The sequence below is a fragment of the Parasphingorhabdus pacifica genome (genome assembly GCF_054779195.1).
Genome location: NZ_BAAGYS010000005.1, coordinates 67,444 through 86,314 on the forward strand (window position 1 = coordinate 67,444; position 18,871 = coordinate 86,314).

General features: G+C 67.6%; 20 protein-coding genes and 1 pseudogene. 8 read left to right on the plus strand and 13 right to left on the minus strand.

Translation table 11 applies throughout. The features are described 5' to 3' along the window. Positions 1–57: 57 nt before the first annotated feature. Both ACYVAN_RS05965 and ACYVAN_RS05970 read right to left on the minus strand, forming a co-directional pair. The gene (locus tag ACYVAN_RS05965; protein ID WP_460956509.1) at positions 58–441 is read right to left on the minus strand and encodes a hypothetical protein; all 384 of its coding nucleotides are present in this window, start codon (positions 439–441) and stop codon (positions 58–60) included. Between the two features lie 127 nt (positions 442–568). After that, positions 569–850: a hypothetical protein gene (locus tag ACYVAN_RS05970; RefSeq protein ID WP_460956511.1), complete on the minus strand. Its 282-nt coding sequence runs from the start codon at positions 848–850 to the stop codon at positions 569–571. A 362-nt stretch (positions 851–1,212) separates the two neighbouring features. Between ACYVAN_RS05970 and leuA the strand changes: the two genes are divergently transcribed. The 4 genes from leuA (at position 1,213) to ACYVAN_RS05990 (ending at position 5,288) form a co-directional block, all read left to right on the plus strand. Further along, positions 1,213–2,895 carry a 2-isopropylmalate synthase gene (gene leuA / locus ACYVAN_RS05975; protein ID WP_460956548.1) on the plus strand — a complete coding sequence of 561 codons (1,683 nt, stop codon included), beginning with the start codon at positions 1,213–1,215 and terminating at the stop codon, positions 2,893–2,895. 715 nt (positions 2,896–3,610) lie between these two features. Then, the gene (locus tag ACYVAN_RS05980) at positions 3,611–3,958 is read left to right on the plus strand and encodes a hypothetical protein (RefSeq protein WP_460956513.1); all 348 of its coding nucleotides are present in this window, start codon (positions 3,611–3,613) and stop codon (positions 3,956–3,958) included. Beyond that, the gene (locus ACYVAN_RS05985; RefSeq protein WP_460956514.1) at positions 3,955–4,659 is read left to right on the plus strand and encodes a hypothetical protein; all 705 of its coding nucleotides are present in this window, start codon (positions 3,955–3,957) and stop codon (positions 4,657–4,659) included. Before ACYVAN_RS05980 ends, ACYVAN_RS05985 begins: the two co-directional genes overlap by 4 nt. Before the next feature lie 371 nt (positions 4,660–5,030). Next, on the plus strand, positions 5,031–5,288 hold the full coding sequence (locus ACYVAN_RS05990; protein WP_460956516.1) for a DUF6247 family protein: 258 nt from the start codon (positions 5,031–5,033) through the stop codon (positions 5,286–5,288). A gap of 45 nt (positions 5,289–5,333) precedes the next feature. Here ACYVAN_RS05990 and ACYVAN_RS05995 read toward each other — a convergent pair whose 3' ends face one another. Beyond that, positions 5,334–5,534 (minus strand): DUF397 domain-containing protein, encoded by a 201-nt coding sequence (locus tag ACYVAN_RS05995; protein WP_460956518.1) that lies wholly within the window; start codon positions 5,532–5,534, stop codon positions 5,334–5,336. A 152-nt stretch (positions 5,535–5,686) separates the two neighbouring features. Between ACYVAN_RS05995 and ACYVAN_RS06000 the strand changes: the two are divergent. Further along, positions 5,687–5,821: pseudogene (locus ACYVAN_RS06000) on the plus strand (hypothetical protein); the annotation flags it as partial. A gap of 233 nt (positions 5,822–6,054) precedes the next feature. On the opposite strand, the gene ACYVAN_RS06005 reads toward ACYVAN_RS06000, so the two are convergent. Further along, a complete protein-coding gene (locus ACYVAN_RS06005) occupies positions 6,055–6,222 on the minus strand; it encodes a hypothetical protein (protein WP_460956520.1) in 168 nt (55 codons plus the stop codon). A 486-nt stretch (positions 6,223–6,708) separates the two neighbouring features. On the opposite strand from ACYVAN_RS06005, the gene ACYVAN_RS06010 reads away from it, so the two are divergent. After that, positions 6,709–6,918, plus strand: coding sequence for a hypothetical protein (locus ACYVAN_RS06010; RefSeq protein WP_460956522.1), 210 nt, complete (start codon positions 6,709–6,711; stop codon positions 6,916–6,918). Between the two features lie 121 nt (positions 6,919–7,039). Here the strand turns inward: ACYVAN_RS06010 and ACYVAN_RS06015 are convergent, their stop codons facing one another. Next, positions 7,040–7,960: a LysR family transcriptional regulator gene (locus ACYVAN_RS06015; protein ID WP_460956524.1), complete on the minus strand. Its 921-nt coding sequence runs from the start codon at positions 7,958–7,960 to the stop codon at positions 7,040–7,042. Positions 7,961–8,054: 94 nt separating this feature from the next. On the opposite strand from ACYVAN_RS06015, the gene ACYVAN_RS06020 reads away from it, so the two are divergent. Further along, on the plus strand, positions 8,055–8,969 hold the full coding sequence (locus ACYVAN_RS06020; RefSeq protein WP_460956526.1) for an EamA family transporter: 915 nt from the start codon (positions 8,055–8,057) through the stop codon (positions 8,967–8,969). Between the two features lie 9 nt (positions 8,970–8,978). Here the strand turns inward: ACYVAN_RS06020 and ACYVAN_RS06025 are convergent, their stop codons facing one another. The 8 genes from ACYVAN_RS06025 to ACYVAN_RS06060 form a co-directional block, all read right to left on the minus strand. Continuing rightward, on the minus strand, positions 8,979–10,025 hold the full coding sequence (locus ACYVAN_RS06025) for an ABC transporter ATP-binding protein (protein WP_460956528.1): 1,047 nt from the start codon (positions 10,023–10,025) through the stop codon (positions 8,979–8,981). Beyond that, the gene (locus ACYVAN_RS06030) at positions 10,022–11,023 is read right to left on the minus strand and encodes an ABC transporter ATP-binding protein (RefSeq protein ID WP_460956530.1); all 1,002 of its coding nucleotides are present in this window, start codon (positions 11,021–11,023) and stop codon (positions 10,022–10,024) included. Before ACYVAN_RS06030 ends, ACYVAN_RS06025 begins: the two co-directional genes overlap by 4 nt. 45 nt (positions 11,024–11,068) lie before the next feature. Next, a complete protein-coding gene (locus tag ACYVAN_RS06035; protein ID WP_460956532.1) occupies positions 11,069–11,998 on the minus strand; it encodes an ABC transporter permease in 930 nt (309 codons plus the stop codon). Positions 11,999–12,059: 61 nt separating this feature from the next. Further along, positions 12,060–13,070: an ABC transporter permease gene (locus ACYVAN_RS06040; protein ID WP_460956534.1), complete on the minus strand. Its 1,011-nt coding sequence runs from the start codon at positions 13,068–13,070 to the stop codon at positions 12,060–12,062. 165 nt (positions 13,071–13,235) lie between these two features. Further along, positions 13,236–14,918 (minus strand): ABC transporter substrate-binding protein, encoded by a 1,683-nt coding sequence (locus tag ACYVAN_RS06045; protein WP_460956536.1) that lies wholly within the window; start codon positions 14,916–14,918, stop codon positions 13,236–13,238. Positions 14,919–15,073: 155 nt separating this feature from the next. Then, entirely contained in the window at positions 15,074–15,559 is a 486-nt protein-coding gene (locus ACYVAN_RS06050) for a uridine kinase family protein (RefSeq protein ID WP_460956538.1), read from the minus strand. Between the two features lie 65 nt (positions 15,560–15,624). Continuing rightward, positions 15,625–16,221, minus strand: coding sequence for a recombination mediator RecR (recR, locus tag ACYVAN_RS06055; RefSeq protein ID WP_460956540.1), 597 nt, complete (start codon positions 16,219–16,221; stop codon positions 15,625–15,627). A gap of 12 nt (positions 16,222–16,233) precedes the next feature. Further along, on the minus strand, positions 16,234–16,584 hold the full coding sequence (locus tag ACYVAN_RS06060; RefSeq protein ID WP_460956542.1) for a YbaB/EbfC family nucleoid-associated protein: 351 nt from the start codon (positions 16,582–16,584) through the stop codon (positions 16,234–16,236). 255 nt (positions 16,585–16,839) lie between these two features. Between ACYVAN_RS06060 and ACYVAN_RS06065 the strand changes: the two genes are divergently transcribed. Further along, positions 16,840–18,669 (plus strand): S9 family peptidase, encoded by a 1,830-nt coding sequence (locus ACYVAN_RS06065; protein WP_460956544.1) that lies wholly within the window; start codon positions 16,840–16,842, stop codon positions 18,667–18,669. Positions 18,670–18,871: the final 202 nt, after the last annotated feature.

Sequence of the window (18,871 nt, forward strand, 5' to 3'; positions counted from 1 at the left end):
TCCAACGGAGGAGACCGCGAGTCACCCCTTGGAGGTGCTCGGATCAGCCGGTGGTGATCACCGGAGGGCTTGCAGGATGCGCACCGCGAGCGAGGTGACCACGAGCCAGAACACCGCGGCGATGCCGTAGTTGACCAACACGTGCAGTGCGGGGTCGGCGGGCTGGAAGAGGTTGGAGAAGCCCAGCGCGAGTGGCTCCGCCCAGCGGGTCACGAACTGGGTGATGCCGTTGTCCGGGTTGGCCCCACCGATGGTGAGGACGACGTGGAGCGTGAGCAGGAGCGCGGCGAGAGTTCCGGCCCAGCGGACCGCTGTGCTGAGCACGCCGACGATCCGCGCGCGGGCCTGTGCCCCGTCGAAAGACCTGCGCCTGCGCCGCCGTCCACCGTTGGGCGCGTCGCTCTGTGCGCCCGCGCCGAGACCACCGTCGTTCTCCGACATGTGTGAAAGTCTGTCACGTGCCGGCTCGCACGACTACTGGCCGGTAGATCTCGGTTCGGCCACATGGCCGTCGGCGGGCCGGGCATGTCTCCCGGCCCCTCCGACCCGGCACTCGCGGGCGACCGGTTCAGCCGAACACCTTGCCCAGCAATCCGGCCACCAGCATCCAGAAGACCGCCGCCAGGCCGAAGTCAGCGATCACCTGCAGCGTCGGATCGGGCGCATCGACCAGGCCGGGGAAGAACAGCGCCAACGGCTCGGCTGCCTGCCGCACCGAGTTCACCAGTCCGTTCTCGGACGGGATGTCGATCAGCGAGAACAGGATGTGCATCACCAGCATCGCGGCCAGCAGGAATCCGACTCCGTTGAACAGCGTCGCGACCCCGGACGGGCCCTTCTTGGCAGCCATGGGGATGAAGTCTGCCCGGTGACGGTCGACACCAAATCCACCACCCGGCCCCGGTCAGCCGCGACACGCGACCACCATGTGAAACGGGTGGGTTGCGCGCAGTACGGCGGATGCGGTTAACCTGGCACCGTGGCACGCGTTCTCCTGCTTCGCCGCCGCGACGGGGTCTGACAGACCGGCCCCTCGTCGCGGGGTTCGAACGCGCCGGTCGTCTGGTGACCAAGACCCGGTACAGAGCAGGAGCGAACACGACGATGACCACTTCCGAAGAACCGCAGGCACCTTTCAACGGCAACGTGCGGACGCCGTCCCGGCCCGCCCCGGCCGACCAGCAGCCCTGGAATCCGCAGCGCGGCAGTTCGATGCCGTTCCACCGCTACCGCCCGTTCCACGAGCTGGTCGAGGACGTTTCGCTGCCGGACCGCACCTGGCCGGACAAGCGCATCGACCGCGCCCCGCTGTGGTGCGCCGTGGACCTGCGCGACGGCAACCAGGCGTTGATCGACCCGATGTCGCCCGCTCGCAAGCGCCGCATGTTCGAGCTGCTGGTGAACATGGGCTACAAGGAGATCGAGGTCGGGTTCCCGGCGGCCAGCCAGACGGACTTCGACTTCGTCCGCGAGATCATCGAGGACGGTGCGGTACCCGACGACGTGCGGATCCAGGTGCTGACCCAGTGCAGGCCGGACCTGATCGAGCGCACGTTCGCCGCGCTGGAGGGCGCGAACAAGGCGGTCGTGCACTTCTACAACTCCACTTCGATCGTTCAGCGCCGGGTGGTGTTCCGCGAGGAGCGCGAGGGCATCAAGAAGATCGCCACCACGGCCGCCGAGCTGGTCGTGGAGTACGCGGCCAAGTACCCGGACACGGATTTCCGGTTCCAGTACTCGCCGGAGTCCTACACCGGCACCGAGCTGGACTACGCGGTCGAGATCTGCGACGCGGTCACCGAGATCCTGCAGCCCACTCCGGAACGCCCGGTGATCCTGAACCTGCCCGCGACGGTCGAGATGGCCACGCCCAACGTCTACGCCGACTCGATCGAGTGGATGGACCGCAACCTGGCGCGGCGGGACTCGGTGCTGCTGTCGCTGCACCCGCACAACGACCGGGGCACGGGCGTCGCCGCCGCCGAGCTGGGCTACCAGGCGGGCGCGGACCGCATCGAGGGCTGCCTGTTCGGCAACGGCGAGCGCACCGGCAACGTCGACCTGGTGGCGCTGGGCATGAACCTGTTCAGCCAGGGAATCGATCCGCAGATCGACTTCTCCGACATCGACTACGTCAAGCGCACGGTGGAGCACTGCAACCAGCTGCCCGTACCGGAACGCCAGCCGTGGGGCGGTGAGCTGGTGTACACGGCGTTCTCGGGCAGCCACCAGGACGCGATCAACAAGGGTCTGGACGCGGTGCGCGTCGAAGCCGAACGCGCGGGCGCGAACGTCGACGACCACCCGTGGGAGGTCCCGTACCTGCCGATCGACCCGAAGGACGTCGGCCGCACCTACGAGGCCGTGATCCGGGTGAACTCGCAGTCCGGCAAGGGCGGCGTCGCCTACATCATGAAGTCCGAGCACCAGCTGGAGCTGCCGCGCAAGCTGCAGATCGAGTTCTCCAAGGTGGTGCAGCAGCGCACCGACTCGGAGGGCGGCGAGGTCGACCCGAACGAGATGTGGCGGGCGTTCTCGGAGGAGTACCTGATCCCGCAGGCTCCGCTGCAGCTGGTGCGCCAGCGACTGTCCGGTGAGGACGGCAACGAGTCGATCAGCGCCGATGTGGTCGTCGACGGCGAGAAGCACGAGATCACCGGCAACGGCAACGGTCCGATCGCCGCGTTCGTCGACGCTCTGAGCACCGTCGGATACGACACGCGGGTGATGGACTACAACGAGCACGCACTGACCTCCGGTGACGACGCGCTCGCGGCCGCCTACCTGGAGGTGGCGGTCGGTGACGAGATCTTCTGGGGCGTCGGCATCGACACCTCCACTGTCACCGCGTCCCTGAAGGCCGTCGTCTCGGCCGTCAACCGCGCCCACCGCTGAGCCTGCACGGCTCGCTGTTCCACTCGACCAGGGGTCCTCGGCCGTGCGGCCGAGGACCCCTGGTCGTTCCAGCCGGGAGGCTTGCACGAGGGCGACCTACAACGGGTCCAGGCAACATCGAAAGCCTGGACGAGTTGTTTGCTCGGCGGCCGCAAGCCAACGGACCCAGCTTCGAGGAACGCTTTCTACACACTTAGAACGCGGGGCTCGAAGCCCGGCCCGACGAACTGCCAGTCGAACCCGCCCCTCCGTGAGAAGCTGCTCCGTCGGTTGGTTTCGGCAGATTCAGCGACTACCCCTTCTGAGTGAGCCAGATGCCACCGATCCATTCGGGGCGATCCACTGCACATACGTGTGGAGTAGTTACGTGCGATCAAGGGGTTATGCTGCTCCGATCGGGCGTAGGGGCCCGAAAACGGCCACGACGGACCATCCGCGCCAATTACGCTCGCGCATCATGAGATTGGTACGAACCACGATCCTGACCCTGGCAGCTGTCATGCTCCCAATAGTGGCAACGTCGACTGCGGCGGCTAAGCCACCTGCCAGTGATGAGCCCGTGCATCTGCAGTTTCTGGCGTTACAGGAGTACGAGTCCACGTTCGGACCGGCAGGTGGACTTGAGCAAGTCCGTCCGGTGCCGAACAATGCCACTCCGCCTCGGCAGCAGACCGCCTCGGCTCCTATTGCAGCACCACCGGTCAACTGGCACTACGTGAGGTGGACGTCGATCGACCATGACGGCCACGACCTGCCAGTGCGGCAGGGCGGCCCGGACATCGCCTACGAACACTACTCCAAGAAACATCAGCTGTTCTCGGACAAACCGATCCGGGCGGCCGTGGACGGACAGCACCCCGTGTGGTTCGACGGTCCGCGACGGGAGTACGAGTCGGTCCTGACTGACTCCTGGGGCACCGTCTACGCCCGTATCCGTGTCATAAACTGGGATTCCCCGGTCACGTTGGACGGAGTGTACGTGACCCCCGATGGGCGACCCATCGGCACTATTACCGCATGGTGTCGCGGCGTCACCATCTGCCCCTCCGAGGTCAACGGATGACACCAGAGAACACATCAGATCGACCGATTGCGGACACCCTTTACCGCAGCCTCCTGACCAGCCTGGTGCGCGACATTTCCTGCCTCGATCCAAACCAGGGGGCCATACTCTGCGGTGTCGTTCGCGAGACCGCGGATCGCGTCCTGGTCCACGTCGCCATCGACGGGGATCTGGACGGGCGATACGCCGTCACCATGCCGCTGATCACCCCCGGCGGTGACACGGTCAGCCACCGACACGTCATCGATTGTCTCCGCGAGCTGGAGGTCGCGCGGCGCGATGGCACCGAACAGTGGAACCGCTCCGGCACTTCGCGGAACGTCCACGGGGCACCGGTCGTCACCGGGGATTCGTTCCTCCACGAACGCACGGAGTTCTCACCTTCGTGGTCGGATGCGTTGCGCGACGCCATGACGGGGATGACATGCTCGGGGATGCCTGGTGAGTCACGCGGGGCAGAACTGGAGACTGCGGGGTTCGTGCAGTACGAGCCGGGTTGGTTCCGGCTCTACGTCTCCTCACCCCGGTTTCCCTCGCCGATCGGCCTGGATCTTCCGGAGCGCCCGAGCGCCGGACTCCACGCCGAACTCGCCGCACTGTTCCGCGAAGGCATCGCACCGGAAGTCCTAGATCACGAGCACGAACCGGATCAGCACAGCACGCGGTGCTTCAGCATGCTGGCCTGGTACAGCAGGAGCTGACCTGTACGGAACGCCCTCCGGAGGGGAAACCGTGGGGCGCCCCTCGAACCTCTTCCGCACCACAATGACGCCGAGTACTTACGACGTAGACCTCTGTCAGAAGAACAGCCATTGCACTTTCGACGTGCTTTCAAATTATGTCGAGTTTCGTGGAAGTTCCGTACTCCGAGTTGATCAACCACCCCAAGGCCACCGTCGCCAAGCTCGGTACCGCTCGGGGGCGAACCGTGCGGCTCCGACGCCGCGACGACGAGGACCTCGTCTTGACCACCGCTCGCACGCGGAAGAGGAGAGCGAACTGGTCTCGGCAACCACTCGCATGTTCATCGCGTTGATGCGGCACGACCGCGTCGCGCTGTCATTGTTGGTTGATGTCGTGGTTGGTCGATGTCGTGCCCGAGGCGTTCCCGTGGGTGCGATTCCTCCCGGCCGAGGACGTGCGGGCGTTCGTGGTCGAATTGGTGGAGATCTTGCGCGCCGCCGACTCGATCGACAACCACGCCCCGGTGGTACAGGTGATCACCGAGTGGCGACACACCGCCGAGGCACACGCCGATCCCGAGCTGGCCGCGCAACTGACCGGCGAGGCGACCGACCACGGTCCGGCGACGATCCCGCCATCCGCGTGAGCCCCACCAAACGCAGGCAGCGACCGTTGTCGCGGCGTGCGCGATCTAGCCGTCGAAGCGGCCGTCCTTGAGCGCCACCAGGAACGATGACCACTGCGCACCGGTCGCCGTCACATGCCCGGCCGCACGATCCTTCGTATCCCGCACCGCAGCACCACCGACTACCCGGCCGACCTCGACGCAGTTTCCGCCACTACCACCGCTGCGGCTGGACTTCTTCCAGTGGATCACGCGCTCGACATTCACTTTTCGATCTCCTGTGCATGCTTGCTGGCGTGGGTCTCTATGTACCGTGCCGAGTCTTCTGGATCGAGTGCCTTCGGCGCCAGTAAGAGCAGCGGCACGCCAGCCTCGATCTCCACCCCGGCGGCGGCTATCCGACCGGTCACCGCGTCCGCACCCTCTGCGGTGCCGAACTCACCGCCGATAACAGCACGCTCGCCTGGTTCTGGCCCACCTGCTTCGACTGCAACCGCAGCGCACACCACATCGCCGCCGAGCACGACGCCCGTTCTCGAAACGTCCTCGGATGATCGGCCGCCGGAAGTCGCACGCGTCCGAACCCGGCCGGGGCATCGCATACGGGCAGGGCATCGCGCCCGGGCAGGCGCACGCCACCGGGCACGGATGGATGGCCGGTGCTTTCGAATCCAGCTGGCACCGCATCACCAACGGCGGCGACACCCCCGTTGCCGACTGCGGACACGAGCTGCGCGGCCCCGTCCACCGTCGCCTCGACACGCCACCACCCGACGACGGCCGCGAACTATGCGCCGGATGCGTGCACGCGCTCGCGTTCAGTCCCGACGCCGACGACGAGCACCACACGCTCTTCGAACACGCCGTCCGCGACCTGCGGAGCCACCGGGCATTCCCGAATGAGCACCACCTCGGGCCACCAACCCGCGCCGCGACGCACCATCCGAATCCGCACCGCAGGCAGCCCACCGGAACCGGCGCAACCCGACCAAGCTCGAACCGGACCGGCCGGCACCGCGCTACGACACCGGGCGGCCGACTCCGCCTTCGGAAGCGGAAATCAATAGACCAAAGACGGTAGTGCGGCCTGCTCCGCGCCATGCACACTGCCGAAGTCGTGGCGTTTTGAGATATCGAACGACACCCGAACGACCCCCTGGGGATGGAAAGAACGGGATGGCGGCCGGTGGTGGGCCGTGGGCCTGTCGGGGCCCGGCCGTCTCCCCGCCGCTGCGGGTGCGCGAACGCACCCGCAGCTCAACACCCCACCGCTAACACCTGTCGTTCCACACCGGACCGGCTCCACACCGGACCGACCGTAGAAAACATCCCTCGGCCACGAACGCAAGCCGACTCACCCGTTCGACCGACGTAACTTGATGAGTTGCTTCCCACGCGGTTCAGTCGTTCCACATGCAAGCGAAACGGCAGTGGGTGGAACATGTGGCCGACCGAGGACCAGACCGACGAACTCGGCTGGTGGATACCCTGCGAGCATCCGCACGGTCCGCAACAGAACATCACCGTCCTGGTCGTCGGCGACCGCGTCGCCGTGGTGCTCCCACCCGGCGACACGCTGATCTTCGACCCCACCGAGGCGACCGAACTCGCCAACGCGCTCGACCGGGGAGCGATCGCCCCACCATCCTGACCAGGGCCGACGTGGCCAAGGCAGACGTGACCGGGGCCGACTGAACACGGCTGTCCTGAACACGGCTGTCCTGAACACGGCTGTCCTGAACACGGGCGCCCTGGCCACGACCGAGCCGGGGTCAGCTCCGCGAATCGTCGACGCCGGCCCCGGTGCGCGCGATGGCCTCGCTTCCCAGCGCATCCAGCACCGCGCGAACGGCCGGGCGGCCCGACGCGCCCCGGCGGGAAACCGCCTCCACGTTGCGCCCCGCCCTGGCGCCCGACAGCGGTCGCAGCACCAGCCCCGAACTGTCCACCGTGTACCTCGGCAGCAGCGCCACGCCCTGACCATCCGCCACCAGCGCCTCGGTCACCCGAAAATCGTTGATCCGCTGCACCACCGTGGGACGCACGCCCGTGCGCATCACCAGCGAACGCAGCACATCGTCCACCGGGAACCCCACGTCCACGCCGATCCACGGTTCCGAAGCAAGCTCCGTCAACTCCACCTTCTCCCGCTCGGCGAGCCGATGCCCCGGCGGCAACGCGACATCCAGCGGCTCCCGCAGCAGCGGGGTCACCTCCAGGCGGTCGCTGTCGAACGGTTCGGCCTGATCATCGCGGTGGGTCACCACGATGTCGAAATCCGCCGTCAGCCCGGGCACCTCCGAAGTCGCCATGTCGACGTCCCGGCACACCAGCCCCAACTCCCGCTGATCCGCCATCCGCCGCAACAACCCCGGCAGCAGCAACAACGCTCCCGACGGGAACAACGCCACCCGCACCGTCCCCCTCGGCACCGAGCGGAAACTGTTGACCTCCGCCTCCGCCCGATCCAACGCGGACAGCACGTCATCGGCCCGCGCCGCGAGCGCCCGACCGGCATCGGTGAGCCGCAACCCCCGCCCGGACGGCTCCGTCAACCGCACCCCCACCTCGGTCTGCAACGCCCTGATCTGCTGAGACACCGCCGATGGCGTGTAGGCCATGGCCTCCGCGACAGCCGACACCGTTCCGCGGTCCGCCAGCTCACGCAGCAACCGCAACCTCCGCACATCCACAGCACCAGCCTACGTCATCCATAAAGGACTACTACATGGATGATGAAAACAGCCTCGCTTGTGCTTCACTAAAATCGGCCGCACGCTCGACCACGTGAATCCTCGTGACCGGCTGCTCGCCGCCTTCGTCGCGGTGCTGTGGGGCTGCAACTTCATCGCCGTCGACTTCGGGCTGCGACACTTTCCACCACTGTTCATGGCAGGCGCTCGATACGCCGTCGTCGCGCTGGTCACCGTCCTGTTCATCCCGCTGCCGCGGGTGAAGTGGCGGTGGCTCGTCGGCTACGGGATCGGCTTCGGCATCCTGCAGTTCGCGTTCCTGTTCGTCGCGATCGACATCGGCATGCCCGCCGGGCTGGCCTCCCTCGTGCTGCAGGCGTCCGCACCGCTGACCGTGCTGCTCGGCGGCCTGCTGCTGCGCGAACGGATCAGCTCCGTGCAACTGCTCGGCATCGGCATCGCCGTGCTCGGCATGTGCGTGATCGGCTGGCACCGCGCCCAGAACGCCGCGTTCCTGCCCGTCGCCCTCACGCTGTGCGGGGCGCTCGGCTGGGCACTGGGCAACCTGTGCAACCGCCGCGCCAACCCGGCCAACCCACTGCACTTCTCGCTGTGGATGTCGATCGTGCCGCCGCTGCCGATGTTCACCGTCTCCTGGGCGATGGAAGGCCCCCGAGCGGGCTGGCAGGCCATGACCACCGCGTTCTCCTCCACCGAAGGGCTGGTCGCGCTCGGTGGGCTGGCCTACGTCGTACTGCTCGGCACGGTGCTGGGGCCCGCGATCTGGACGATGCTCATGTCCAGGAATCCGGCCAGCGTCGTGGCACCCTTCTCGCTGCTCATTCCCGTCGTCGGATGCACAACGGCGTGGCTGGTGCTGGACCAGCGCCCCGCCCCCGTCGAGCTCGCGGCGGGCGCCGTGGTCGTAGGCGGAGTGCTGCTCGGCAGCAGCAGCCTCGGAACCCGACGTCGCCGCACCGACCCGACGCCGGAACCGGTGCCCGCATGAGCCTCGACGTCAACTCCGCGAGAAATCCACACCACCGGGCTGCGGAGCCAGCTCACCCGACAGGATCTCCTCGGCATAGTGACAAGCCACCCGGTGCCCCGGCGTGACCTCCCGCAATTCGGGGCGCTCGGTATCGCACCGCTGCTCCTGGCGCCACGGGCAACGGGTGTGGAAGCGACAACCCGACGGCGGCTCCGAAGGCGACGGTAGATCGCCGGACAGCAGGATCTGCTCCCGCTGGTCCTCGATCACCGGGTCCGGCACCGGAACGGCCGACAGCAGCGCCCGCGTGTAAGGGTGCAGCGGCTCCGCGTAGAGCATGCCGGAATCGGACTCCTCCACGATCCCCCCGAGATACATCACCCCGATCCGGTCGGCGATGTGCCGCACCACGGCCAGATCATGGGCGATCACCAGGTAGGTCAGCCCGAACTCCTGCTGCAGGTCCTCCAACAGGTTGATCACCTGCGCCTGCACCGAGACGTCGAGCGCCGACACCGGCTCGTCGGCCACGATCAACTCCGGCCCCAGCGCCAGCGCACGCGCGATACCGATGCGCTGGCGCTGCCCACCGGAGAACTCGTGCGGATACTTGCGCAACGCCGACACCGGCAGTCCCACCGCCGAAAGCAGCTCGTGCAACCGTTCGATGGTGGCCTCGTGCCCCTCGTCGAGCCCGTGCGCGCGCATGCCCTCCACCAGCAGCGACTCCACCGACTGCCGGGGGTCCAGCGACGACAGCGGGTCCTGGAAGATCATCTGCATCCGTTGACGCATCCGGCGCAGCGGCTCGCCCCGCATCCGGGACAGGTCCGTGCCGTCGAACACGACCTGCCCGCCGGTCGGTCGTTCCAGCCGCAACAACGCCTTGCCCAGCGTCGACTTTCCGCAGCCGGACTCGCCCACCAGACCGTAGGTTTCGCCCCGCCGCACCCGCAGCGACACACCGTCGACCGCGTACACGTGTCCCACCGTGCGGTCGAGCACCACTCCGCGCTTGATCGGGAAGTGCACCTCGAGACCATCCGCCTCCACGAGGATCTCGTCCGAGCTCATGACCCCTCCACCGAAGTCGACGACACCGTCTCCCGAACGGGGTTGTGGCAACGCAGGAACCGACCACCCGCGTCGATGCTCACCTCCGGTGACTGCTGTTCGCAGACCTCGGTGGCGTTCGGGCAGCGCGGACTGAACGCACAACCGGTGTCCCACGGGATGTTGTCGCTGACCGAGCCCCGGATCGGCCGCAGCCGCTGCCCGCTCGGCGCGTCCAACCGGGGCACCGACGCCAGCAGACCCGCCGTGTAGGGGTGCCGCGGCCGGGCGAACAACTCGTGTCGCGCCGCCCGCTCGACGACCCGCCCGCCGTAGAGCACGTTCACCTCGTCGCACAATCCGGCCACCACCCCCAGATCGTGCGTGATCATGATCAAGGCTGTGTCGGTGTCCGCGACGAGCTTGGTGAGCAGGTGCAGGATCTGCGCCTGGATCGTCACGTCCAGCGCGGTCGTCGGCTCGTCGGCGATCAGCAACCGCGGCCGGCACGCCAGCGCCATCGCGATCAGCGCGCGCTGGCGCATACCCCCCGAAAGCTGGTGCGGATACTCCTTGAGCCGCCTGCGCGGATCCGGGATCCCGACCCGGTGCAGCAGGTCCGCCGCCTCGGAATCGGCCTGCTTGCGGGACAGCCCGCGATGCCGCTGGATGACCTCCGCGACCTGCAGCCCGATCGAGACCACCGGATTCAGCGAGGTCAACGGATCCTGGAACACCATGCTCAGATCGCGGCCACGCCGCTGATCCAGCTCGCGACGCGGCAACCGCAACAGGTCGGTGCCGTCGAAGGACACCGACCCCGACACCTCCACCCCCCGCGCGGGCAGCAGTCCGGTGATCGCCAACGATGTGACCGACTTGCCGCAACCGGACTCGCCGACCAGGCCGACCGTGCGGCCAGGCTCGACATCGAAGGAAATCCCGTCCACGGCGGTCACCGGCGGCTCGCCCTTGGAGGCGAACACGACCGAGAGATCGCGGACTTCCAGCAGTGCCATGTTCGTCGTTCCTCTGCACATCGGGTGACGGGAAAGCGAAGCGCGTCAGCGTCGTCTCTTCGGATCGAGCGCGTCCCGCAACGACTCACCGATCAAGGTGAACCCGAGAGCGACGACGATGATGCAGGCAGCGGGCCAGAAAGCCAGCTGCGGATGCGAGTCGATGTGAGCCTGGGCGCCACCGAGCATCTGCCCCCATTCCGGGACCGAATCGTCCGCGGCCCCCAGGCCGAGGAAGGACAGCGCCGCGGCGTCGATGATGGCGACCGCCAACACCAGAGTCGCCTGGACGACGACCGGACCGATCGCGTTGGGCAACATGTGCCGGAACACGATCGCACGCTCCCGCACCCCCAACGCCCGAGCCGCCAACACGTGATCGCTGACGCGCTGGGCCAGCATCGTGCCGCGCAACAACCGGCCGAAAATGGGTATCTGCACGATGGCCACCGCGAGGATCACCGTGAACCGGGTCTGCTCGGTGAACAGCGCGCCGATCGACACGGCCAGCAGCAGCGACGGCACCGACAGCATCACGTCGACGACCCGCATCACCGCGGAATCGACCCAACCGCCCAACGCGCCCGCGAGGATGCCCAGCACCAAGCCACCGCCCAGGCCGATCACCGTGGCCAGCACCGCCACCAGCAGCGTCTGCTGCGAACCCAGCAGCAACCGGGAGAACAGGTCGCGTCCGTACTGGTCACCGCCCAGCGGAAAACCGGCCTGCGGCGGCGGAATCGTGTTGTCCGCGCGCGACACCTGATCTTCGAGCAGGTGCAGCCCCGGATCGTTCGGCGCCAGCAGCGGCGCCAGCAACGCCAGCAGCACGAACCCGCCGATGATCGAGGCGCCGACCACGAACACCGGGTTGCGGCGCAACCGGCGCCACGCGGAGACGGCGAGGCTGACCCCCACCTCGGGTGCGGACTCGGCGAGCTCGTCGATGCGCGCCTTGCGTTGGGTCATCACCATGATCGGCCTCTTCCCGCATCGTGCCGGACGCCTGCGCTGTCGAACCTCGTGGCCCCGGGCATCAGCGGGCACGCAATCTCGGGTCGATCAGCGCGTACGACAGGTCGACCAGCAGGTTGACGACCACGTACATCATCGCCGACGACAGGATCACCACCTGCAGCACGGGAAAGTCCTTGCGTTCGAACCCCACGGCCACCGCCTGGCCCACGCCGGAAATGTTGAACACCCGCTCGGTCAGCACCGCCCCCGCCAGCAACGCACCCGTTTGCAAGCCGATGGTGGTGACCACCGGAAGCATCGCGTTGTGCAGGATGTGCCGCCGCCGGACCACCATCGCCGTCAGCCCCTTCGACCGGGCCGTGCGCACGTAGTCCTCGTCCATCACGTCCAACACCGCCGCCCGGGTGATCCGGAAGATCACCGCGAACGGAATCGTCGACAAGGCGATCGCGGGCAGCACGAGGTGCACCAACGCGTTCCAAGCCGCATCCCACTCCCTGGTGAGCAGGCCGTCGAGAATGTAGAACCCCGTCACCCTCGTGGCGTCGATCCCGATGTCCTGCCGCCCCGAAGCGGGCAGTATCCCCAACTCCACCGCGAATACGTACTTCAGCAGGAACGCCAGGAAGAACACCGGAACCGCCACGCCGATCAACGACCACGTGATGCTCAGGTTGTCCAGCCAGCTACCCCGCCTGCGCGCGGCCAGGTATCCGACCGGCACACCCACCAGGACCGCCAGCAGCAGTGCCAGCACCGACAGCTCCACCGTCGCGGGCAACCGCGTCAGCAGCACCTCCAGTGCGGGCTCGCCGCGCTGCACCCCCGTCGACGTGCCGAAGTCACCACCGACCGCACGCTGCAGGAACTTCCAGTACTGGACGTAGATCGGCTGGTCGAGACCGAGCTGCGACTCCAGCATCGCCCGGGACTCCGGTGTTGCCCGATCGCCCAGCAACGCCGATACCGGTCCGCCCGGCAACGAACGCAACCAGGCGAACAACAGCATCGACAGCACCACGACGACCAGCGCCATCTGAGCCAGTCGCCGAATCGTGTAGCGAAGCAACTTTCCCCCGTATCGATCTCGCCGTGTGGTTCTCCGACCGGTCGGCGCGGTGGGCGATCCGAGGTCGACCTCGGATCGCCCACCGATTCACCGGTCCGGACCGGAACGCGCCGAACACGGCAACCCGCCTGCACCAATCCCATTCGGACGGACGTGTTCGCGCGGTCAGTCGGCCAGGCTCACCCCGGCGAACTCCTCCGCGGTCAACGGTGAAGGAACCAACCCCTCAACCCGGTCGCTGGTCACGATCGCGGGCGGCGAATGGGACAGTGGAATCGCGGGCAGGTACTCGGCGAGCAACTTGCGGTTGATCTCCTCGTAGCGCCGGATTCGCTCCGCCTCGTTCGGCTCGCTGTCGGCCGCGCGGAGCTCCGCCGCCAACGGTTCGCCCCACGGCGACGAAGCGGTGTGGAACCGGTTGGTCGGAGTACCGAAGAACGTCCCGATGAAGTTGTCCGGCGTGTTGAAATCGCCGGTCCAGCCCAGCAGGAACAGATCCGCCTTCGCGTTGTCGATCTCGTTGAGGTAGCCGCCGTTCCACGGCTTGCTGATCGCGTTGACCTCGATACTCGCCTTGCCGAGATCCTCCGCGACCGCGTTGAAGATGCCCCTCGGGTCCGGCATGTACGGGCGCGTCACCTCGGTCGGCCAGTAGAAGTCCACCGACAGCCCCGAAGCTCCCGCCTCGGCGAGCAGGTCCCGGGCACGCTGCGGATCGTGGTCGTACTTGACCACGTCCTCGGCGTAACCGTCGACGCTCTCCGGGTAGAACTGGCTCGCGACCTCGGCCCCGTCCGGCATGTTCGCCTTCACCAGGGTTTCCCGATCGACCGCGTACGCGAGCGCCTTGCGCACCCGCGGATCCTGCAACTTCGGGTTGTTCATCTGCGTGATCCCCAAGTACAGGATGTTGAACGGATCGCGCACCTCGACGTTGTGCCCGCTGTCCCGCAACGACTGCAGATCGGCGGCGTTCGGGAAGTCGTAGGCGTCGATGCTGCCGGACGACAGCTCCTGCTTGCGGACCGTCTCGTCCGGGATGATCCGGAAAACCACCCCGTCGAGCTTCGCCTTCGTACCCCAGTACTCGTCGTTGCGGGACAACCTGATCGTCCCGTTGCCCTGGTCGTAGGACTCGAACCGGAACGGTCCCGTGCCCGTCGGATGCTTCTGCGCGTACTCGGAGTACACGAAGCTGTCCCCGCGGGCCTCCACCTCGTTGGCCCCGTACTTCTGCATCGCCGTCGGCGACTGCATGCTGAACGACGGAAGACCGAGCAGGTCCGGGAACTTCGAGGTCGCCCGCGTCAGGTGCACGACCGCCGTCGTCGGATCGGGGCTCTCGCAGGATTCGTACAACGAAGGCTTCTCGCCATCGGCGAACCCGCCGAAGTTCTCCACCCAGTAGTACGACAACGCCTGGTTCTGCCCCGCGCCCGTCTGGTTGTACCAGCGTTCGAAGTTCGCGCAGACCGCGTCCGCGTTGAAGTCCGTACCGTCGTGGAACTTCACGCCCTCCTGGAGCTCGAACGTCCACGTCTTGCCATCGGCGGACTGCTCCCAGCCGGTCGCCAGCTCACCCTCGACCTCGGCCGTGCCCGGTTTGAAACCGACAAGCCCCTCCATGATCTGCCTGGTCACCCGGAAGGTCTCCCCGTCGGAGGCGTAGAACGGGTCGAAGAGGTCAGGCGCGCCCGCCGCGCCGAAACGAAGGACGTTCCCCTGCCCACCGGCCCCATCACGCTGCGACTCGGCACACGCGGCCAGCGACGTCGCCAACGCGGCGACCATCCCGGCCGTCACGAATCGACGCGCGGTGAACCTGGGTTTCGAAGGAGGCTTTCTCATCAAGCACCTCGGTATCTGACGGTCTCAGAGTGAACGAGAGATTAACCCGTCAACAATCCGCGGTGGAGAAAACAAGATTACGATCGGAATACCCGTGACCACGAAAAATCACCGTTCGGGCCGCGGAAAAATGGGAAAAAACGCCGAACCCGGACTCAACCGATCAAGATGTCGGCTCGCGACATCGGATCGTCCGCGGCGAACCAGGACCGCTCGAACTCCTGCCAACGCACCAGCTCCGGGCGACTGGCCGCACCGTCCCGCGCCACCGCCCGCTCCAGCCGGACGTCCGCATCGACGTGCTCGACCCACACCACCAGCGACGCCCACTCCGCCACCGACCGGCGCGCGGCGGACACCCCCTCCAGCACCAGCACGTCCGGAACATCCACGGTGACCAGGGCACCCGGCTCGGGACGCCCCTCCGGCCACTCCACGCGCCGGTATTCCCCGGGAACACCGCCACGCAGCGGCCGCAGAACCCCCTCGACCAACCGGGGCCACCATCCCACCGGGTCGTCCCAGGTGGCGAAGTCGTCGGTACGCACCAACCCGACGACCACGCCCTCCGCGCGCAACCGGTCGACCAGACCATCGGCGAACGTGGACTTGCCCGAACCCGACGGACCGTCCACGGCCACCAACCGCACCGGACCGAGCCGCGCGGGTGCCGCCACAACCCGCGCGGCAGTCTCCGCCAGGCCGCTCACATCTCGCGTCGGCCGGACAGAGCCCGACCCAACGTCAACTCGTCGGCGAACTCGAGATCGCCACCCATCGGCAACCCCGACGCGAGCCGAGTGACGTTCAACCCGGGGAAGTCCCGCAACATCCGCACCAAATAGGTCGCGGTCGCCTCCCCTTCGGTGTTCGGATCCGTGGCGATGATGACCTCGGTGATCTCGTCCTTCCCGATCCGGGCCAACAGCTCCCGGACCCGGAGCTGATCCGGACCGACACCCGACAACGGATCCAGGGCGCCACCGAGCACGTGGTAACGACCGCGGAACTCCCTGGTGCGCTCGACGGCCAGCACATCCTTCGGTTCCTCCACCACGCAGACCAACGTCGGGTCACGCCGCGGATCACGGCAGATCCGGCACGTCTCCTCCTCGGAGACGTTGCCGCAGACCTCGCAGAACACCACGCCTTCCTTGACCCGCTGCAACACCTCCTGCAAACGGGTCACATCCGCCGGTTCAGCGGCCAGCAGATGGAACGCGATGCGCTGCGCGCTCTTCGGACCGACACCGGGCAACCTGCCGAGCTCGTCGATCAGGTCCTGAACGGGGCCTTCATACACCGCGAGACCCCGTCACATACCCGGCAGGCCGAGGCCACCCAGGCCACCGCCGCCCAGCGAACCGGTAACCGGTCCCATCTTCTCCGCCTGCAACTCCTGCGCGGCCCGATTCGCGTCGCGCACGGCCGCCACGACCAGATCGGACAAGGTGTCGGTGTCCTCCGGGTCCACCGCCTTCGGGTCGATCGAAACGGACTGGAGTTCGCCACTTCCGTTGACCTTCGCGGTCACCAGACCGCCCCCGGCACTGCCGGAAACCTCGGTCTCGGCGAGTTCCTGCTGCGCAGACATCAGCTGTTCCTGCATCTTCTGCGCCTGTTCCATGATCTGCTGCATGTTCGGCTGCTGGCCACCAGGTTGCACCGGGGCTCCTTTCGGACTGCGGTAGTACGACAGTCTGCGGTAGTACGGCAGTGGATGCGCGCGCCGGCTCGTGCCGGCCCACGCATCTCGTCGGGCTCCCTCCCAGCCTAGCCGCGCATCGCCACGTGTCCCCGGGGGTACACCGGGGTGTCCGAACAGGCACGAAACGGACGCTGCCCGCCGGCGCCACTTCCGCCACGAGACCGCCTCGCACGCCCCCTAGGACGGGCGGCTTGGCCGTGAAAAGGTGATCGAATGACGCTGGACATTGTGCGGTTGTTGGAGCTGCCCACCTGGCGAGCATTCGACGTCGACCCCGCAGGACGCGTGCTCGCCGGGTCCGACGAGAGCGGCTCGACGCAGCTCGTGGAACTGGCCGACGGCACGCCCACTCCGCTCACCGACCTGCCCGGCGCGGTCAGCGGGCGCTACCTACCCGGTCACCGCATCGCCGTCGTCCAGCACGACGCAGGCGGCGACGAACGCGGCCAACTGTCCCTGCTGCACCTCGACGAGCAGCGGGCCGCACCCGCGACCCTCGAAGACCTCGAACCGGTCGTGCGCGACCCCGAATCCGTCCACCGGCTGCTCGACGTACTGCCCGGTCGCATCGTTTACGCCACCAACCGCCGCAACGGGGTGGATTTCGACGTGCTGATCCGCAGCGTCGTCACCGGCGAGGAACAACTCGTCTACGACGGCGGCGGCATGGTGATGGACGTGGCCGTCTCCCCGGACAGCCGCTACGTGGCCGTCACACTGCCCGGCGAGCCCGCTCTCTCCGACCGGATCGTGCTGGTCGACATGATGCCCGGAAGCCCCGACGAACAGATCAGTGACCTGACCGACCCGACCGAACCGGCCCGTTACCTGCACGCCGGCTGGCTCCCCGACGCGACCGGCCTGATCGTGGCGACGAACTCGGGGCGGGAGCACACCGGCATCGCGCGGATCGACCCGCGCACCGGCGCCAAGAGCTGGCTGGTCACCTCCGAGGACCACGACCTCACCGCCCACCCGTCCCCGGACGGCGCCACCCTTCTCGTACAGACCAACGACAACGGCGCGAGCAGGGCGGCCCTGCACGAGGCCACCAGCGGCGCGAAGATCAGCGAACTACCGCTGCCCGCCGACGGCTGGAGCGCGGCCCCGCTCCCGGTCCCGGTATGGTCCCCGGACTCGCGATTCGCGGCGTTGAGTTTCACCGCACCGGCCATTCCCGGTGACGTCCTGCTCGCCGACGCGGGCCACGGTTCGGTGCGGACGCTGACAGCCTCGGCGGCACCGCTCGACGACGACGCGCTTCCCGGGCCGGTCACCCACTCGGTCCCCACCTCCGACGGCGAGCGGGTCCCCTGTTTCGTCTACCGCCCGACCGGGGACGGCGGCGACCCCGCCCTCACCGGCTCCGCGGTGCTGATCATCCACGGCGGCCCGGAAGGGCAGTCGGTGCTGTCCTTCAGCCCCATCACGCAGGCACTCGTCGCACAGGGACACACCGTCGTGGTGCCAAACGTGCGCGGCTCGGTGGGCTACGGAAAGCGCTGGTATTCGGCCGATGACCGGCGTAAGCGCCTCGACTCCGTCGACGACCTCGCCGCGCTGCACGACTGGTTGCCTGCCATCGGCGTCGACCCCCGGCGGGTCGCGCTCTGGGGCGGGTCCTACGGCGGGTACATGGTGCTCGCCGGGCTGGCGTTCCAGCCGGGCCGATGGGCAGCCGGGGTCGACATCGTGGGTATCTCGTCGCTGACGACATTCCTGGAGAACACCGCTGCCTACCGCCGGGCACACCGCGAACGCGAATACGGCTCGTTGCAGGACGATGCGGACTTTCTCCGCGACGCCTCCCCGCTGACCCGCGTCGACGACATCTCGGCCCCACTGTTCGTCATCCACGGAGCGAACGATCCGCGAGTGCCGCTGTCCGAGGCCGAGCAACTCGCCGCTTCGGTCCGCGCGAAGAACCTGGAATGCGAGATGCTGGTCTACTCGGACGAAGGCCACGGTCTCGCCAAGCGGGCGAACCGACTCGACGCCTACCCCCGCGCGACCGCCTTTCTGGCCCGACACTTGGCGAGCTGAGGGCGGGATCCGGCCCGGTCGGGCCTGGCCCGGTCGGGCCTGGCTGGCTGCGCCGGCTGGCCGGGTCGGGCCGGCGCCTGGCTGTGCTGACTGGGCCGGCCCGGGGTTGGGGTGGTGTCGTTCAGCGCCTCAAACACAAAAAGAGGGTGGACGAGGCCATAGATATGGCCTCGTCCACCCTTCTTTTTTATGTGAAGGTCGG

Coding starts and splice junctions, on each gene's coding strand:
- ACYVAN_RS06010 (WP_460956522.1), top strand. CDS start 6,709: ATGTGGCCGACCGAGGACCAGACCGACGAACTCGGCTGGTGGATACCC.
- ACYVAN_RS05985 (WP_460956514.1), top strand. CDS start 3,955: ATGACACCAGAGAACACATCAGATCGACCGATTGCGGACACCCTTTAC.
- ACYVAN_RS06065 (WP_460956544.1), top strand. CDS start 16,840: ATGACGCTGGACATTGTGCGGTTGTTGGAGCTGCCCACCTGGCGAGCA.
- leuA (WP_460956548.1), top strand. CDS start 1,213: ATGCCGTTCCACCGCTACCGCCCGTTCCACGAGCTGGTCGAGGACGTT.
- ACYVAN_RS05970 (WP_460956511.1), bottom strand. CDS start 850: ATGGCTGCCAAGAAGGGCCCGTCCGGGGTCGCGACGCTGTTCAACGGA.
- ACYVAN_RS06025 (WP_460956528.1), bottom strand. CDS start 10,025: ATGAGCTCGGACGAGATCCTCGTGGAGGCGGATGGTCTCGAGGTGCAC.
- ACYVAN_RS06030 (WP_460956530.1), bottom strand. CDS start 11,023: ATGGCACTGCTGGAAGTCCGCGATCTCTCGGTCGTGTTCGCCTCCAAG.
- ACYVAN_RS05965 (WP_460956509.1), bottom strand. CDS start 441: ATGTCGGAGAACGACGGTGGTCTCGGCGCGGGCGCACAGAGCGACGCG.
- ACYVAN_RS06035 (WP_460956532.1), bottom strand. CDS start 11,998: ATGGTGATGACCCAACGCAAGGCGCGCATCGACGAGCTCGCCGAGTCC.
- ACYVAN_RS06045 (WP_460956536.1), bottom strand. CDS start 14,918: ATGAGAAAGCCTCCTTCGAAACCCAGGTTCACCGCGCGTCGATTCGTG.
- ACYVAN_RS05990 (WP_460956516.1), top strand. CDS start 5,031: ATGTCGTGGTTGGTCGATGTCGTGCCCGAGGCGTTCCCGTGGGTGCGA.